We start from the raw sequence: 17566 nt of genomic DNA on the forward strand, positions 1-17566 counted from the left end.
TTCCACCGACTTCAGATTTGCGAAATTCGATATCAGGAAACAAAAGATCTCTCCAAATGTTATTAATTTAAGAACTAAAAGAATAAAAATAAATTCAATTCCACAATATGAAATATTCATCACAAATCACTCGGTGTCCAAATAAGCAATCAAGCGATTTATCGAAGCAAAATCCGCGAAAATAAATTAACTAATGAGGACCTCGAACAACTCCTAACTTTGATGCGTTTCGATGAATGTTGCGTTTCGATGAATGTTCGGCTGGCAATGCGTGTTGATTCGCCGCAGTACGGAACGTTCGGTCGCCATCGTCGCCTTGATTGGCGGCGGCAACCGCGATGCGTGGATGCCACGCGTTCATACAGGTACAAGGCCAGCTTCCTGCAACCGTGCCAGACGCATCAGATTGTGGCTGGCCAACTTCAACCCAATCACCACCTTTGCACGTGCTAGGCCGAGCGTGCGTAGAGATTTGCCGCCTTGTTGCGCCAAGCGTGCGAACGCATACTCGTCAAACACCCAATCTTTGGCGATGCGACCCCAGCGACGATCGACATTGGCGTGCAATTTGTAGCCGTAGTACGCGCTGCCGTGCTTGCTCGTCCAGCATGAATCCACATCCTTCTGTGTGCGCTTGGCCTCATTCCACTGGCGCGGAATCTCCTCTCGCTTGATCTGCGCATTCTCATCGCACGTGTTGTGCTGGATCGGTACATTGACGATACTGGCGTCGATGATCTTCCCACCGCGGGCGATGTATCCGGCACGCGCCAACTGGCCGCTGATCGCCGCGCTGATGTCCCCCATCACGTCCTTGTCCTTCAGCCGTTCGCACCACACCCAGATCGTCTTCACATCCGGCACCTTGCCGCTGTCGTCCAGACCAACAAACCGCACAAAACTGCGCCGATCCAGCAACTGATATTCCAACGATTCGTCGGAAAGGTTGCACAACCGCTGCAACAGCAGCACCCGGACCATCACTTCTGTTGGCCACGCTGGCCGCCTGCCCTTGGCCTCCGGCCCCAGCGATAGCTTCGCATCCACTGCACGGGCAATCCAGGCAAAGTCGATATGACGTGACAGCAACTCCAGCGGATCATTCAACTCCTGACGCTTGGCATCACGTTCTTCACCGGCAAAAAAGTTGAGCATGTGTGTCGTTCTACACTGGCAGGATGTCAGATCAATGATCGCAGATTGCTGGGGTTTTTAGAGCCCCCATAATTCATATCAAAACATAAAATAAATAACACATGGCGCGCGCGCCGCCGTTAACTATATTTTTATTTTTAATTAGTTAAAAATCACAAAGTTTATTGTGCAAATAAATTGTTACATAAATTGTACCAATTCCATTAATTTTCACTTGATTATCCCTGGCTCTCAGCCATGAAAATTGCTCTCCGTGCGCAGAACCGGCTCTGGACAGGGCTTGCAACGCATCATCGCCGTGGCGAGTCGTGGCAGCACCTCACGCAGGCGGAACCGGTGATTGAAGCGGTAGGCGGCCTCGGCCAGATAGTCAGCCCTGAAAAACTCCGTATCGCTTTACATGGCAAAGGTTCGACGCCCCAGCAGGCGTGCCTAGATGACGGGGAGCTTACGGCGGGACGAAGGCCGAACCATCAAGCCCTGAAGTCCTGGCAAGGCTGTCGCCATACCGGACATCGCACATCAACCGGTTCGGCGACTACACACTGGATCTCAATCGGGAGATCGCGCCGATCGATTTTTCGCGAAAAATTCTCGCGGCGACAGTGAGTTAGGATAAAATTGAATGTTTTTTACACGAATCCCTGCCCACCCTCTAGTCGAATTACTACTCTCCCTCGATTTCGACCGACGTCCCCCTGCTCTGAGTAGAGTGTGGGTTTAAAATCCAAGAAGTCCATGACCCAACGGCTGGACTATCCTTACGGCACCCGTGGCAAGCGCACCAGTGCGCATAACCCACCACCATCGTGGTTGGCGAATTCGAGGGTGCCGCCGTGGGCCTGACAGATCGCCGCGGCGATGGACAGGCCCAGGCCGCTACCGCCCGAGTGGCGAGCACGCGAATCGTCGGCACGCCAGAAACGGTCGAGCATGCGCGGCAGGACCTCCGGCGCGACGCCAGGGCCACGGTCGGCGATACAGATCAGTACATGGCCATTCTCAAACCGTCCCTCGATCGACAGCTGCTTGCCGGCAGCGGCATAACGCAGCACGTTGTCGATCAGCACCGACAGAACCTGGCCAAGACGGTCGCGATCAGCATGAATGCTCAGCTGTTCGGGGATACGCAGTTGCACCTCCATCCCGGCTTCCTTCAGCGACTGCGCCACCCAGGCGATGCGTTCGCTCACCAGCGCACCGATCGGGAAGTGCTGCGGCTCCAACAGCAACTGGTTGGCTCTGGCCATCGATAGCAAGTGCAGATCACCGACCAGGCGGTTGATCTGCTCCAATTGGCGCTGCACCATCGACAACTGTTCCGCACTGCTCGGGAAGACGTCATCGAGCATGCCCTGTATCCGCCCCATTGCCGCGTTGAGCGGGGTGCGTAGCTCATGCGCCAGCATCGCACTGGATTCGCGCACTTCGCGTTCGTATTGCTGCAACTGTGCAGTCATGCTGTTGAAGTCGATGGCCAAGCCGGCTAGTTCGTCAGGCGCACCCGGCACCACGCTGGCGCGGGCGGCGAAATCGCCGTCGCGGATCCGTCGCGCGGCCTCGGCCACGTTGGAGAACTGTCGAGATAATGGGCGCGATGCAATCAGCCCACAGATCACGATCACCGGAATCGACGCCAGTACCATCTCCGCCAGCAACCACCAGTCGCGGCTGGCCAGTCCGGGCAGGAAATCGGCCACGTCGTAATAGGTTTCGAACAGTTGCCATAGGCGTTGCGCGTTGCTGTGCGGTTCCTCGCGCAATTGCAGCATCTCCTGTCGCGCTTGCGGCGGCAACCGACGCAGGGTGGAGAAATCCCAGATGGCGAAGCGCAGCACCATCCCCAGTGCGATCACCACGATGGTCAACACCGCCAGCGCGCTCATGCGCAGCCCCACCCATTGCCACAGTGGGGCGTGCGCGTTGCGACGGCACAATGGCCATTTCATCGGAAGCGATAACCGATTGCGCGCACTGTCACCAGCAGACCATGGATCCCCTCCTGCTCCAGCTTTTTGCGCAGGTTATGCACGTGCGCGTCCACGACACGCTCCAGCGCATCGCTATCGGGCAGGCAGATTTCCAGCAGTTCGTTGCGGGTGAAAGCTTTGAACGGGGTCTTCATCAGCGTCGCCAGGAGATTGAACTCGGTCGGCGTGAGTTCCAGCGGCGATTCGCGGCCCTGGTCATCGCGCACCGTGGCTCGCACTGCGGCAGTATCGACGCTGAGCCGGTCGTGGCGCAATGGCTCTTCACTTCCTCGTGCCGGTCCGGTGCGGCGCAACACCGCGTAGACCCGCGCCACCACCTCCTTGGGGCTGTACGGCTTGACCACATAGTCGTCGGCGCCGTAACGCAGTGCGCCGAGTTTTTCCGGCTCATCGCCCATCGCGGTGACCATAATCACCGGCGTATCGCCGCTGCGGCGGATCGTGGACAGCACCTCGGTACCGCTGAGCATGGGCAACATGATATCCAGCAGTACCAGGTCGGGCTTCCATTGCGCATGCAGCCTCACCGCCTTTTGGCCATCCTCGGCCACCGCAACCTCAAAGCCATCGCGGCGCAGGTAGGCCTCAAGGATGCTGGCGCTGTCCGCATCGTCTTCGACCAGTAAGATCTTCTTTGCATGCATGAAATGGAACCCTTCATGGAATCTTGAAAATTCCTAAAAAGCGGCTTGAACATGCCCGCCGATACTGACGGCCTAGATTGGATACCGGACCACCCGTCATGATTCTAACGTCCTGCTCCCGCCCCCGCCGTCACGCCCGCCCACTGCTCTGCGTGCTCGCGATCGCGTTGGGAGGCTGCTCCCTGGCGCCGGTCTACCAGCGTCCGCAGACAGCACTGCCGCCTACGCTGGGAGCGGCCACTGCGGTGGCCGCAACCGCCCATGATACCGCCACGACCGCCGTGGTCACGCTGAATCCCGAGGAACAGCGGTTCGTTCACGCCTTCTCTCCACAGCAGGATTTAACTGCGTTGGTGACCCAAGCCTTGGCGCACGCTCCCGACTTCCGCAACACCGTGCTGCTGGTCCAGCAGGCGCGGGCGCAGTACCGCATCGAACGCGCGCAGCAACTGCCGCAACTTGGAATCAACGCACAAGGGGTACGGCAGAGCTACGACAACCCGGCAACGCAGGCACGTTACGGACAGAAGCTGTACACCGCTGCGGTGGGCGTGGATGGCTTCGAACTGGATCTGTTCGGTAAGCTGGCTTCGTTGTCGGCTGCCGCACAGCAACGTTATCTGGCCTCGAGCTATGGTCAACAAGCCGCGCGCGGCGCGCTGATCGCCGAAGTTCTGCGGGCCTACACCGTCGAGCGCGCCGCCGCGCAGGCTGAGCAGCGGCTACAGGCCATCGCCGAGCACACGAGCGCGCTGCAGGCGATTGCCAACCGACAGCACGAGGTGGGGCTGCTCTCCACCGACGCGCTGAACAGCCAACGCCATCAGTCCGATCAAGCCCAGGTCCGTGCACTGCAGGCCAGCAGCGACCACGCCGCGGCCCGACGCGCGCTACAACTGCTGACCGGCTATAACGCGCCCGACAACGCCGGCACGCTGCAATCGCTACTGCCGGACGCGGACAGCGCCAACACTGCGGCATGGCGCGAACTGGATTCGCAGTTGCTGCTGCAACGACCGGATATTCAGCAAGCTGAGGCCGAGCTGCGCGCGCGCAATGCCGACATCGGCGCGGCACGCGCCGCCTTCTTTCCATCGATCCAACTGAGTACATCGCTGGGTACGGCCAGCGACAGTCTCAACGGCCTGTTCATGCCTGGCAGCCGCAGTTGGAGCTTCATTCCGCAACTGTTCATGCCGATTTTCGATGCTGGCCGCAACCGCGCCAATCTGGACATCGCGCAACTGCGCAAGGATGGCGCGGTGGCCGATTATGAGAAAGCCGTGGAAGCGGCCTTCCGCGAGGTCGCCGACGCGCTCGATGCCCTGCCCGCCTTGCAACAGCGCGAACAACGCGAGCGTGCCAACGCCGAGCGCGAACAACAACGGGTGGCGCGCCTGCAACAGCGCGTGGCGCAAGGCCTGCAAGATCGCACCGACCTGCTCGCCGGCAACCTCCAAGCCGAACAGGCCGAACTGGAGCAACTGCAGGCACGCCAGGCCTTGCTGCTCAATCGCATCGCCCTGTTCCACGCGTTCTACGGCGTGCAACTGCCACACGCGTCCTGATTTCGCCCTCTCCCCCTCACGAGGTTGCTCATGAACCCTGTCTGTTCCGCCCTGTCTTCGGCGCTGACCGTCGCCATGTTGGCACTGTCCGCATGTGCGCATGCCGCCGATGCCGACATCCCGTCGCACGCTGCAAATGCCGGTCTCTTTGGCGACAAGACCGAACTCAGCATCGGTGCCGGCGCCATGCTGACACCGCGCTATGCCGGCTCCGCCGACGACCGCCTCCAGGGCGTGCCGGTGTTTTCCCTGCAGCGCGGCATTGTGTTCGTGGATAGTGTCCGCGGTGCTGGCGTGCAATTTCAAAATGCACATGGTTTCTCCGCCAGCCAATCGTTTTACTACGATCTGGGGCGGCTGCAACGCAATAGCACTTGGCGTCCTGGCTCGGCTCGGTTGGCCGGCATGGGCGACGTCCCCGGCGCGATCACTGCGCGCAGTCTGGTCATGCAACAACTCACACCTTCCGTGGCCTTGGAGGCGGAAGCCGAATTCGCGCTCAAGGAAAGCGCCCGGCGCAACCGCTACCGTGCCGGTGCCCAGTTCACCCTGCTGCATACCCCCACCGACAACGTCACCATGGACCTGAATGCCCATTGGGGCGACCGCCGTTTCAACCAGTCCTATTTCGGCGTCGATGCCGCGCAGAGCGCCGCCAGCAACTTCCGACCATACCGTGCTGATGCGGGAATGTATGCCTATTCGGTCGGCGCCGACTGGGATCACACGCTCTCCCCGCACTGGACCGTCTCGCTGCTGCTCAACGCCACGCGCTATGTTGGCTCGACCGATGGCAGCCCCGTTGTGCAGCGCCGCGCCTTCGCCAGCATCGGCGCCACCATGACCTATACCCGCTGATCGTGACCAGGACACCGCCGACCATGACATCACGTCACATCCTTCTTCTCACCCTGTCCCTGTCGCTGGCCATGCTGTCGTTGTCAGGCTGCAGCCAGGACACCACGCCTGTCGCCGATGCGCCACGCGCGGTCAAACTGGAAATCGTCGCCAGTGGTGCTGACCAGGACAGCGAACGCTTCGTGGCGCAGGTGCGTCAGCAGCAGCGTGCCGAACTCGGTTTCGAGGGCGGCGGGCGCATCGCCGACATCGCCGTGGATATCGGCGACCGGGTGCATGCGGGTCAGGTCCTGGCGCGCCTGGATCCGGAACCGAACCGGCTGCGCCTGCAACAGGCCGAGGCCAACGTCGGCATCGCCAGCGCCGATCTGCAACAGCAGCAGACTCAGCTCGCTCAACAGCAAGCGATGTTCGACGACGGCGCCACGTCGGCAGCCACCCTGACCGCCGCTAAAAGCAGCTTCGCCGCGTCTCAGGCGCGGGTGCGCAGCGCGCAGTCGGAATTGGCCCTGGCGCGCCGCGCTGTGCGCCAATCGGAGTTGCGCGCACCGTTTGACGGTAGCGTGGTGGCCCGCTTGCAGCAGCCGGACGCGCTTGTCGGTGCCGGCCAGGCCGTGCTGCAAGTGGATGGCCAGGACCATGCGCAGGTCGTCGCCACGTTGCCGGCGGCGCGCGCGGCGACCCTGCAGCCAGGTCAGGAGATCGCCGCTTACCGCAGCACCGCACCCGAACACGGGTTGCCGCTGCGGCTACGCAGCGTCTCCACACGCGTGGAGGGCGGCGCCACCGTGCAAGCGCTGTTCGACAGCGCCTCCGCTGTTGCACAATTGCACGCTGGCGAAACCCTGTTGCTGGCACTGCCGACCGCCGGCTCCGTGCAACCGCCGAGCGTCCCGCTCAGTGCACTGATCCCAAGCATGGGCAACCAGAAGATGATGCTCTTCGTGTACCGTCAGGACAGCCAGACTGTGCGTCGGCGTCAAGTCGATACTGGGCGCATCGAAGGCGAACGCGTGCAAATCCTCGGCGGCCTGCGCACAGGCGAATACATCGTCGCCACTGGCGCCGCCTTTCTTCACGACGGCCAGGCCGTCGTCCCGTTCCATCCCGCGACCCGTCTCAGCAGCAGCACCACGCCATGAACCTGACCCGCGCCACCCTCCATTCGCACCGCCTCGCGCTGTTCAGCGCGGCACTGATCCTGATCGGCGGCATCATCACCTTTCTCGGTTTCCCCTCGCAGGAAGAGCCCAGCGTGACCGTGCGCGATGCGATCGTGCAAGTCGGTTTCCCCGGCATGTCCAGCGAGCGCGTGGAAAACCTGCTGGCGCGACCGATCGAGGAACGGCTACGCGAGATCAGCGGGCTGAAAAAGATCGTCACCACCATCCACCCCGGCAGCGCGATCGTGCAGGTGACCGCGCAGGACAGCGTCAAAGATCTTGCGGGGCTGTGGCAACGCGTGCGCAGCAAAGCGGCCGAGGCTGGCGCGCAGTTACCGCAAGGCACGCAGGGGCCGATGGTGGACGACGACTTTGGCCGCGTCGCCATCGCCTCAATCGCAGTCACGGCACCGGGCTTCAGTAGCGCCGAGATGCTCGGGCCGCTGCGACAGCTGCGTGCGCAACTGTACACTGTGCCTGGCGTGGATCGCGTCACCTTCCACGGTCTGCGGGACGAACGCGTCTACGTCGCGTTCGACCGTACTCGGCTCGGCGAAGCCGGCCTCACCCCCGCCGCAGTGGCGCAGCAGTTGCGTGCGCAGAACGTGGTCACCGGCGGTGGCCTGGTCGCCGCATCCGGATTGGCCATGACCGTCACCACCTCCGGTGAGGTGCGCGACCTCGACGACCTGCGCAAGACCCTGATCGCCACGCAAGGCGCCGACGGCCCGCGACAGATCCCGCTGGCGCAGTTGGCGAAGATCGCGTTGATGCCGGTAGATCCGCCCGAAGCTGGCGCGATCTATCAAGGCCAGCCGGCGGTGGTAGTGGCGGTATCGATGGCGCCCGGCAATAACGTCGCCGAGGTGGGCAAGGCCTTGCGGCTCAAGCTAGCCGAGACCGCCAAACTGCTGCCGGTGGGATTTTCCCAGCATGTCGTCACCTTCCAGGCCGACGTGGTCGAGCGCGAAATGAGCAAGATGCACCACGTCATGGGCGAAACCATCGTCATCGTGATGGCCGTGGTGATGCTGTTCCTGGGCTGGCGTACCGGCCTGATCGTCGGCGCGATCGTGCCGCTGACCATCCTCGGCGCGCTGATCGTGATGCGTGCGCTGGATGTGGAACTGCAAACCGTGTCCATCGCCGCGATCATCCTGGCGCTTGGCCTGCTGGTGGATAACGGCATCGTCATCGCCGAGGACATCGAACGGCGCCTGACCGCAGGCGAACCCCGTCGCGAAGCTTGCGAGGCAGCCGGACGAACCCTGGCGATTCCGTTGCTGACGTCCTCGCTGGTGATCGTGCTGGCATTCTCGCCGTTCTTCTTCGGCCAGACCAGCACCAACGAATACATGCGTTCCCTGGCGATCGTGCTGGCGGTGACGTTGCTCGGCTCGTGGTTGCTCAGCATCACCATCACGCCGCTGTTGTGCATGTATTTCGCGCGACCGCATGCGTCCGCCCATGGCGAGGACCATGGCGAAACCTACGATTCGAAACCGTACCGTCTGTATCGGCGCATCATCGAGGGGCTGCTGGCGCACAAGACGCTGTTCCTCGGCAGCATGCTGGCGTTGCTGACGCTGGCGGTCACGGTGTTGCTATCGATTCCCTACAGCTTTCTGCCCAAGTCCGACCGCCTCCAGTTCCAGATGCCGGTGACCCTGCAGCCGGGCAGCGATGCGCGCCAGACGCTGCGCACCGTGCAATCGATCAGCCAGTGGCTGGCCGATCGCAAACAGAACCCGCAAATCGTGGACAGCATCGGTTACGTCGCCGACGGCGGGCCGCGCATCGTGCTTGGACTGAACCCACCGTTGCCGGCGGCCAACATCGCCTACTTCACCATCAGCGTGGTGCCTGGCACCGATGTCGATGCGCTGATCGCCAAGGTCCAGCGGCATCTGCGCCAGCAATATCCAACGGTACGCGCCAACCCCAAGCGGTTCTCGCTTGGGTCGACCGAATCGGGTGTGGCCATCTATCGCGTGATCGGCCCGGACGAAGCGCAGTTGCGTCGGCTCGCCGCCGGCATCGCGGAGGCGTTGCGCTCGCTACCGGGAACCGTTGACGTGAGCGATGACTGGGAAAGCCGCATCCCGCGCTACGATGTGCGCGTGGATCAGGCCAAGGCGCGGCGCGCCGGCATCAGCAGCGACGACATCGCCCAGGCACTGCAGTTGCGTTACAGCGGCATGGACGCCTCGGTGATCCGCGACGACGGGACCAATGTGCCGATCGTCCTGCGCGGAGGTTTCGAAGAGCGCGAACGCGGGCGCGATCCCGGCACGACTCTGATCTACCCGCAGTCCGGTGGCGCGCCGCTGCCCTTGGCATCGATCGCCGATATCCGCCTGAGCGCTGAACCTTCGACGATCATGCGTCGTAACCTGAGCCGCGCGATCACCGTCACCGGACACAATCCGCAACTCACCACCGACCAGATCGTCACCTCATTGGCCGACAAGGTAGCGGCACTGAAGCTGCCGCCGGGCTACCGCATCGAAATGGGCGGCGAACTGGAGGACGCCGCCGAAGCCAACCAGGCCCTGTTGCAGTACATGCCGCATGCGTTGGGCGCGATCCTGCTGTTGTTCATCTGGCAATTCAATTCGTTCCGCAAGCTATTCATCGTCATCGCCAGCATTCCGTTCGTACTGATCGGCGCCACCCTCGCCCTGCTGGTGACCGGCTATCCGTTCGGCTTCATGGCCACCTTCGGCCTGCTCGCGCTGGCCGGCATCATCGTCAACAACGCGGTGCTGTTGCTGGAACGTATCGAGGCAGAACTGGCTGATGGCCTCAGCCGGCACGAGGCGGTGATCGCGGCGGCACTCAAACGCCTGCGCCCGATTGTCATGACCAAACTCACCTGCATTGTCGGTCTGATCCCGCTGATGCTGTTCGCTGGGCCATTGTGGACCGGCATGGCCATCACCATGATCGGCGGTCTGGCGCTGGGGACACTGGTGACCCTGGGAGTGATCCCGGTGCTGTACGACCTGCTGTTCTCGCGGCATGCTCAAAGCGACGTGACTGCCGTCAGGACATCGGCGTGAACAAACTACGGCAGGCTGACCGTGTCAATGCTGACGTGTTCTGGCTGATGCGAAGCACGCGCAACTACACGAAGCCCACTTTGCAGCGCTTCGCGGCCGGACCTGCAATCCGGCAACGCCGTATCGGACGAGTGCCATGCACATGCTGGGGACAGACTCCAGCAGCGAGCGGCGTATACGGAGTTATCGCTTTGCGCACTCACTGCGCCATGCACAAAAATACACCCGGCGTTGCCGGGTGTGTATTGAAAAGTGGCGTCCCCACGGGGATTCGAACCCCGGTCGCCACCGTGAAAGGGTGATGTCCTAGGCCTCTAGACGATGGGGACGCTGATAACGATGTTGCTTTGCGGACGGCCTATGTCCGAAAAGTTGGTGGAGCCAGCCGGGATCGAACCGGCGACCTCTTGCATGCCATGCAAGCGCTCTCCCAGCTGAGCTATGGCCCCATTGGGACTGGCAGAAGCGGAATCATACCCGACTTTTCGCTGATGTACAAAACATGCACACTGATGATATCGGGCCTGCACGCGTTTGAGGTATGACTTAAAAATGGCGTCCCCACGGGGATTCGAACCCCGGTCGCCACCGTGAAAGGGTGATGTCCTAGGCCTCTAGACGATGGGGACGCTGATAACGATGTCGCTTTACGGACGGCCTATGTCCGAAAAGTTGGTGGAGCCAGCCGGGATCGAACCGGCGACCTCTTGCATGCCATGCAAGCGCTCTCCCAGCTGAGCTATGGCCCCACATGCTGCGAGGAGCGGAATATTAACGACCGTCCCTGCCCCACGCAAGCTTTTTTGCAGAATTTCCCGCACGGCCGAATAGGCTGTCGCAATCGATCGTCTGTTGGGATCTACGTGCCTTGGACAGGGCAGACTTAACAGCCACTTTTCCGACCAAGCTCGAATGTCCCAGCATCCTTCACGCAAGACATGGCCCGCACATTATTTCCTTGGCCTGCGACCTCTTCAACACGCCGAATCACTCCCATTCGATTATTGATATAAGATAAAATTCCTTTAAAATCAATGATATTTTTACAGAAAATCTCCGAGAACCATGAAAAATACCATACTCAATCATGGTGCCGACTTCCCTAACACATCGCCGTGAAACTCGCTCCTGTCTAGGATCGCCGCGCCCGCTCTTCTTCGGCCAACTTGCCCGGCCAAGCGGCAATTCGCCGTCTGTGAAGCACGCCAGCACTTCAGTCAGGCGCGCGGTGGAGACATGAATGGGTGGCTCGAACACGTACCCGGCTTCGACCATCTCGGCCTCGATATCCTCCGTGATGAAGAACGGCTCGGTCCCGTCGTGCTGTCTCATGCTGACTCCATAGTGACTTTCTAAAAACCGAAATCCCATCCGCCTGCTCCACAGTCGATCAGTCAAGATCTTCCGGCCACCTCGAACACACGAGGACGCGCCACAATAGCCTTAAACAGGTTCCCGACCCGGTCGTCGATCAGTTCAATCTGCGGCCACGCTCGTAACGCGCGCAGCAGGCCGCTCCCCAGTCCGCGATAAGGCAGGAGCTTGGCAGCAAATGACGCCAGAATCGGATTGCGCATATTGGAGTTACCCGCCTTGATGTTTTCGATGGTCAGGTTGTTGGGCAGATGACCGGGGCTAATGATCTCGACCCGATCCACAAACACCAGCACCCGCACGGGGGCACTGACGAAGTAATCGCGGTGAATGAGGGCGTTGGCGACCAGCTCTTCCCAAACAATGCGCGGAATCTCAGGCTGTCCCTGGGAGTTGAAGCCCTGCTCGCGCTGGGCGGCACGGGTGTTGGCGACAATGAAGCCCAGCGTCTGCTGGAAAACGTCGGCCAACTTGCCAGTGATGTCGCGACTGTCTATGTAGCGCTCGTCCTCAATCTCGTTGCCGACAAAGGCCACCGCCTTGACGATGAAGGCGGGCAGTGCGTAGTGCGGCGCTCTGGCGAACAATAGACTGCCCGCAACATTGAGCTGGCCCTGGTTCATCAGGTTCATGTTGGTCAGCAACTGCGGCAGTGGCTGGTTATGCTGAGCGAGCGGCTCACCAAACTGCTGCGCGAAGAAGGCTTCGAAATAGGGCATGTCCACGTCAGCCGAGCCCAGCCCCGCCACGGGCGTTTCGTCGGCGTGCACCAGGCCCGCCTGCTGAAACAGGCGCTGGATTTCTTCGCGCGAGGTGGCGCGGCGTTTGTCCGAGCCGTTCTTCACCCAGATGGCGCCGTTCTTGTCCATGTAGGGCTTGCTGACGCCTTCGGCAATGGTGACCACCACGACAGCGCCATTCGGGTGCGGAACATTTTCGGTGAGCGGGTTCACAGCGGGCCGTACATTTTGCGATGCACTGTTCGAGATAAGCTGGTTCAGGCGGTCGATGTCCACGCCAGACAAGCCCAATACCGAACCATCGTTCTGTACGCCAATGAAAATCTGCCCCCCTGCTGTGTTGCTGAAAGCGACGATCTCCGCCGCCAGCGCATCGGCATTGGTGAAATTTTCCTTGAACTGATGGCGGCTGTCCTCTCCCCGGCTGAGCAGGTCGATCAGCTCTGTGGTTTCCATAGGTTGTAAACCTCTTTACGTCGGTTGAAGGCTTCTTGGCCTCCCTCCATGATGTTGATGATGGCGTCCTGTACTGGGCGGGCGTCGATGCTGCCGCTTTGCACGGCAACTTTCTCGTCCTGATAGCGGCAGGCGTGCACTTGCTCCGCACCACCCAGCACCGGGAAATTGGCGTTGTGGGTAGCGAAGATGAACTGGGCGTGAGGCTTCATCTGACACAGCAGCTTAATCACGTCATCGTAGATGGTCTGGTTGTCCAGATCGTCTTCTGGCTGGTCGATGATGATCACGTCGTTCTGTCGTTGGCTGAGCACATACAACAGGAGCGCAGAGGCTCGCTGCCCGAGTGAGTGGTGCTTGAGTTCCTTACCGTGATAGCCTATGACGAAATGGTTGGGAACCTGCCAGATGACGAACTCAGTCAGGTTCTGCATGAAGGTCTTCTCGAAGATCTCGGGGGTACTCCCAGCCTTGGCCAAAGCACTCGGCAGGGCACGCAGGAGGCCGCCAAAGTCGGCATAGTCCTCCATCGCTGCGCGCAGCGTGGTTTCGCGGATGTTGCTGCCCTTGAAAAGCTGCTGCATGAAGCTTATGGCGGCTTCCTTGTCGCCCTTGAAGTCGGCTTTAATCTGCAGGGCGGTATGGCCAGCGTTCACTCGGTCTAGCTCGGCCTTGATGGTGTTGAACTCGCTCAGCCATAGTTCATTGAGTTTGTCGATCTCGGCAAACAGCGCGTCGCGGATGCTAGTCTGCTGTGATTCCTGCTTGGTCAGCGCCTGAAGCATTTGCTCCGCCTTGGTTTTGCGCTGCTGCTGGGCCAGGAAGTCGTCCGGCTGGATGGCAGTCATGCCGGTTTGTTTGAGCTCCTGAGCCAGTTGGCGCTCGACTTGTGCGAACTCCTCCTGAAGGCTCCTGCTTGCGCCTTCAAATTCGCCCTGTTTGGTCTTGAGGCGAGCTGCAATGACGTTCGCTTCTCGCTCGATCTGCTTGAGCTGATCGACCTTGGCAACGAGGTTGGAGAACTCGGCGTAGTAGGCCGTGAAGAAATCCGGGTTCTGCTTGGAAACGTAGCTCGTTGCGTTCCGCAGCTCGTCCTCATGCTCGGCAATCAGACTTCCTAGAGCGAGGATGAAGCTGTCTGCCCGCTCCATCATGCGCGCGAGCGCTGTGGCGTCCTGCTGGAAGCCAAGTCGCTTTTGGAGCTTATCGGCGACACCGTGCTCCGCGAACTTGGTCAGACGGAAGTTGGCATCATTTAGTTGGGTCTCGAAGTCGCGCTTGAGTTCGGCCGTGTTGCTGAGCTTGAGCCAGCGCTGAGCAGCGTCACGCACGCGCTGGCGTTGAACCTCTATTTCGTCACGCAGCACACGCAGCTTCTCGCCAACCAGCTTTTCCACCAGATCGGTCTCGAAGCCTTCGCCGGTGCTGGAAAGGTCCTTCTGGCCGAAGTAGATCGGACGGCGCAGTACGGTCTCCCGGATCGACACGCCGGGTTGCAACTTGCCGCCCAAATAGACATTCGGGGCTTCGCGGAAGATGCGGGAGATAGTGAATTCCTGTCCGTACACGTCACATGCTGTCAGCGTCACCTTGCCGCCGCTGCCAAGGGTATGGCGGATCAACTCATCCTTGTACTTGGTGTCCTGCGCCTTCTCGCCGCGTGGAATGTCGAGGGCGTAGCGTACTGCCTCCAGGATGGATGATTTGCCGCTGCCGCGGATGCCGATCAGCGTGTTGAGTTCGGAAGAGAAGTGCAGCGTCTGACCATCGAGGATGCCCCCGTCGAAGTGGATGCGGCGGATGTGCGACGCCTGATGCTTGGGCGGCTCCGTGGCGACCCGCGCAGCGGGATCGCTCAAGGCAAACTTGACCGCCTCAAAGGACAGCTCGCCCAATTTGAGATAACAGGCTTTGCCCTGACCAATGTCTTCTATGCATTTGGCGTCGCAGCCTTCGAGTTCGGCGGGATACCAGTCACCTAGATGCTGCTGCGCTTTAGTCCGGCAGGGTTTGTTTTTCTCTTGCACCTTGTTGTACGTGCGCACCTTCTGAAAGCCAAGCGTGCGGCGGCGAAATAACTCATTTCGGCCCAGCTCGGCAAGACGCCCCCCATCCAGCTCGGCCCAAAGCCCACTCGGCGCTTCGACATGAGCAAAGACGAGAAAGAAGTCGCGGTGGTAGCTTTCCAACTCCTCGATGGTGTTCACCAGGGACAGCGAAGATCGACCATTTTCCTGCTCATACTGGGCTGGGACTTTTCCTTTGAACGAGACGCCCAAGAAGGGATTGATATGGTCATGACCATCGGCCAACCAATCATCGGAAAAGACAACCAGCGTATGAATGCCATTGGCCCCATCATTGACCGACAGCTCGACGCCTGGCAGCAGCGCAATCCCCTTCTTCTGTGCTGTCTTTCGCAGTGCTTTGAATTCATCGAAGTCGAACTTGTTGTGATTGGTGATGACGCCCAGGCGAATGCCCGCGTTCTCCAATGCATCCACATAGTTGCTGTTGTAGAAGTTGTCATCGCCCGTGTACTTGAACTCGCGGTCTGCCCGGGTGTGCAGATGGAAGTCTGCGCGTACCCACTGTGCCCCTTCTGCGAAGACAAAGGATCGAGTCCCCGATTGCTTTGGTGGCAAACTTTCCATCATCGATCCTCCTTATATGCTGACGGTCCCGCGATCTTGGGTGACTGAGAGGGCGTGCGTTTCACAGAAAACATGTCAAGTGCCCTCCTTGGACGACCTAATCTCAAACTGTGTGTCTGCGCGTAGAGGAACGCTGCGGGGTCAAAGAGCTGCTCCGCAAGGTCTGAGATGGTTTGTTCGATTAGTACGGGGCTCATGACCTGCTTCTTATGTTCGGTGGCACGACACCACAGTGCTTGTAGATCGTCGTACGTGACACGCCATAACGGCGAGCCACGTCAGCCACCTGAATGTCAGGATCGCGCAGCAGCGCCTTGATCTCGCGCACCTGCTGATCGTCCAGTTTGGGTTTCCGGCCGCCGACCCGGCCTCTGGCACGAGCGGCAGCAAGCCCGGCCTGCGTGCGCTCCCGGATCAACCCACGCTCGAACTCAGCCAGCGCCGCAAACACGTGGAAAACCAACTTGCCCGCTGCACTGCCTGTCTCGATCTTCTCAGTCAAACTTTCAAAGCCCACACCTTGCTGTTCAAGGTCGGCCACGATCTGCACTAGGTCGGGCAAACTGCGGCCAAGCCGATCCAATCGCCAGACGACAAGGGTGTCGCCAGCCCTCAGCGCCTTTCTGCACTGCTCAAGCTCAGGGCGGGCTACGTTCTTACCGCCGATCGCTTCCTCATAGATCGCACCGCACCCGGCCTGCGTGAGCGCGTCACGCTGAAGGTCTAAGTGCTGGTCATCGATTGATACGCGAGCGTATCCTATGCGTTGATTCATTGACGGAATCAGGACATTGAAAAATTTACGGGTATATTAACACCCATGAACTGATTCGGCGACCAAAAACCGGGGGCACTTCGGTATGTTCAGAAAACCACCGTTTTCTGAACACGCATTGAGCCACAATGCGCGAGAATTTATCACTAGTGGCAGTGCTCGATCCTCAAGATGAAGGGGCAGCCGACTCTCTCAAGAGACCGCAATAGCCTTGCACGCCGTCGCTCTTGTCCACCGCCTCATAGGGGCACGCCACGCACGGGTCAGACATGTTTGCCCGAATGCGCCGGAGGCTGTGCGGGCAGTGACCGTCTAACGTCGTTGCTCTTATTCGTCCTGGTCAAGTATCTCTCGGTCGACCGGTGAACCAAAATCGACCTTCCCGTGCTGATTGTCGGGGGTGACGGATGCCAGTAATTCGTCCAGTGTATAGCGCGGCCGCGCTGCTGGGCCGACGGTAACACCGCTCATTCCAGCCTCGGCCCCAGCTTCAGCAATCGCCTCGTTGATTTCCTCAATGCTCAACCTAGCACCGTTCGTCTTGCCTTTCAGGATGCCTATAAAGGCATCGACTCCTTTGAGGACGTCACTCATCACGACTCCAATCGGCTCTCTTCTGCCGGCTGCGGCATAGTACTCGTCCGGACGGGCCAGTAAGAATAATAATATTCCTATCCTTCTTACCGCTCCCCGTTACGTGTTGGTCGAACGGCTTGCTCTTGCACGGAGGTCATCCTGCTTAGCTCTCGGCAACGATATGAAGTCGCGCTCTGTCATTGTCTCGTGCCGGCCGAGCCGACGAAGTTTGTTGGATGTTGCAGCGGGCTACAACATCCAACTGAAACGCCGCTGCGCTAATGCTTCAACGTTTGGCGTACGGCGGCCATTGCCTCACTGAAATCCCCGTGCGTTGCCCGCCCTGTTTCGGCCTGGTAGAAGACGACCATGAACAGGTTCGCAACGGCTTCGGCCATTGTCGATAGCTCCTGAGCGGTACGCTGGTCCATGAAGTCCAAGTCAGCGAGTTGCGTTGCGGCGTGATGGATAACTTGCCGCGCTTCGATATCATGCGTAGTTGCCATGCTTCACCTCTCTAGCAGGTGTTGTTACGTGGAAGTGCCAGCCG

The 17566-nt window shown here is 60.1% G+C and carries 13 protein-coding genes, 4 tRNA genes and 2 pseudogenes; 5 read left to right on the top strand and 14 right to left on the bottom strand.

The features are described from left to right. Nucleotides 1-357: 357 nt before the first annotated feature. Together XaFJ1_RS07405 and XaFJ1_RS16505 are read right to left on the bottom strand one after the other, a co-directional pair. Nucleotides 358-1155, bottom strand: coding sequence for an IS5/IS1182 family transposase (locus XaFJ1_RS07405; RefSeq protein ID WP_012916058.1), 798 nt, complete (start codon nt 1153-1155; stop codon nt 358-360). A gap of 231 nt (nt 1156-1386) precedes the next feature. Continuing rightward, nucleotides 1387-1524, bottom strand: a pseudogene (locus XaFJ1_RS16505) (IS1595 family transposase); the annotation flags it as partial. 85 nt (nt 1525-1609) lie between these two features. Between XaFJ1_RS16505 and XaFJ1_RS16510 the strand changes: the two are divergent. After that, a pseudogene (locus XaFJ1_RS16510) lies at nt 1610-1769 on the top strand (Tn3 family transposase); the annotation flags it as partial. Between the two features lie 147 nt (nt 1770-1916). Here the strand turns inward: XaFJ1_RS16510 and XaFJ1_RS07415 are convergent. Together XaFJ1_RS07415 and XaFJ1_RS07420 are read right to left on the bottom strand one after the other, a co-directional pair. Next, nucleotides 1917-3104 (bottom strand): sensor histidine kinase, encoded by a 1188-nt coding sequence (locus XaFJ1_RS07415; protein ID WP_045756859.1) that lies wholly within the window; start codon nt 3102-3104, stop codon nt 1917-1919. Continuing rightward, entirely contained in the window at nt 3101-3790 is a 690-nt protein-coding gene (locus tag XaFJ1_RS07420; RefSeq protein ID WP_012916060.1) for a response regulator, read from the bottom strand. Before XaFJ1_RS07420 ends, XaFJ1_RS07415 begins: the two co-directional genes overlap by 4 nt. 98 nt (nt 3791-3888) lie before the next feature. On the opposite strand from XaFJ1_RS07420, the gene XaFJ1_RS07425 reads away from it, so the two are divergent. Genes XaFJ1_RS07425 through XaFJ1_RS07440 form a run of 4 tightly spaced genes read left to right on the top strand, consistent with a single transcriptional unit; the run spans nt 3889 to nt 10441 of the window. Next, nucleotides 3889-5358 (top strand): efflux transporter outer membrane subunit, encoded by a 1470-nt coding sequence (locus XaFJ1_RS07425; protein WP_012916061.1) that lies wholly within the window; start codon nt 3889-3891, stop codon nt 5356-5358. Nucleotides 5359-5388: 30 nt separating this feature from the next. After that, nucleotides 5389-6216: a MipA/OmpV family protein gene (locus XaFJ1_RS07430; protein ID WP_012916062.1), complete on the top strand. Its 828-nt coding sequence runs from the start codon at nt 5389-5391 to the stop codon at nt 6214-6216. A gap of 23 nt (nt 6217-6239) precedes the next feature. Next, nucleotides 6240-7358 carry an efflux RND transporter periplasmic adaptor subunit gene (locus XaFJ1_RS07435; protein WP_012916063.1) on the top strand — a complete coding sequence of 373 codons (1119 nt, stop codon included), beginning with the start codon at nt 6240-6242 and terminating at the stop codon, nt 7356-7358. Beyond that, the gene (locus tag XaFJ1_RS07440) at nt 7355-10441 is read left to right on the top strand and encodes an efflux RND transporter permease subunit (protein WP_012916064.1); all 3087 of its coding nucleotides are present in this window, start codon (nt 7355-7357) and stop codon (nt 10439-10441) included. The genes XaFJ1_RS07435 and XaFJ1_RS07440 overlap by 4 nt, the downstream gene beginning before the upstream one ends. Nucleotides 10442-10694: 253 nt before the next feature. Here the strand turns inward: XaFJ1_RS07440 and XaFJ1_RS07445 are convergent. The 10 genes from XaFJ1_RS07445 to XaFJ1_RS07485 form a co-directional block, all read right to left on the bottom strand. Then, nucleotides 10695-10770: transfer RNA gene (locus XaFJ1_RS07445), tRNA-Glu, on the bottom strand. 44 nt (nt 10771-10814) lie between these two features. Then, nucleotides 10815-10890, bottom strand: a tRNA-Ala gene (locus tag XaFJ1_RS07450). Between the two features lie 104 nt (nt 10891-10994). Next, nucleotides 10995-11070, bottom strand: a tRNA-Glu gene (locus XaFJ1_RS07455). Between the two features lie 44 nt (nt 11071-11114). Next, a tRNA-Ala gene (locus tag XaFJ1_RS07460) sits at nt 11115-11190 on the bottom strand. Between the two features lie 238 nt (nt 11191-11428). Further along, the gene (locus XaFJ1_RS16515; RefSeq protein ID WP_045756860.1) at nt 11429-11773 is read right to left on the bottom strand and encodes a hypothetical protein; all 345 of its coding nucleotides are present in this window, start codon (nt 11771-11773) and stop codon (nt 11429-11431) included. A 62-nt stretch (nt 11774-11835) separates the two neighbouring features. After that, nucleotides 11836-13011, bottom strand: coding sequence for an RNA-binding domain-containing protein (locus XaFJ1_RS07465; RefSeq protein ID WP_012916066.1), 1176 nt, complete (start codon nt 13009-13011; stop codon nt 11836-11838). Continuing rightward, nucleotides 12993-15668, bottom strand: coding sequence for a TrlF family AAA-like ATPase (locus XaFJ1_RS07470; protein ID WP_012916067.1), 2676 nt, complete (start codon nt 15666-15668; stop codon nt 12993-12995). Before XaFJ1_RS07470 ends, XaFJ1_RS07465 begins: the two co-directional genes overlap by 19 nt. A gap of 190 nt (nt 15669-15858) precedes the next feature. Further along, a complete protein-coding gene (locus tag XaFJ1_RS07475) occupies nt 15859-16440 on the bottom strand; it encodes a recombinase family protein (RefSeq protein WP_012916068.1) in 582 nt (193 codons plus the stop codon). 327 nt (nt 16441-16767) lie between these two features. Continuing rightward, complete coding sequence (locus tag XaFJ1_RS15895; RefSeq protein WP_045756861.1) at nt 16768-17034, bottom strand: AbrB/MazE/SpoVT family DNA-binding domain-containing protein; 267 nt, start codon at nt 17032-17034, stop codon at nt 16768-16770. A 260-nt stretch (nt 17035-17294) separates the two neighbouring features. Next, entirely contained in the window at nt 17295-17522 is a 228-nt protein-coding gene (locus XaFJ1_RS07485) for a type I toxin-antitoxin system ptaRNA1 family toxin (protein ID WP_012916069.1), read from the bottom strand. Nucleotides 17523-17566: the final 44 nt, after the last annotated feature.

Origin of the sequence: Xanthomonas albilineans, assembly GCF_009931595.1 — a bacterium.
Classification (GTDB): Bacteria; Pseudomonadota; Gammaproteobacteria; order Xanthomonadales; family Xanthomonadaceae; genus Xanthomonas_A; species Xanthomonas_A albilineans.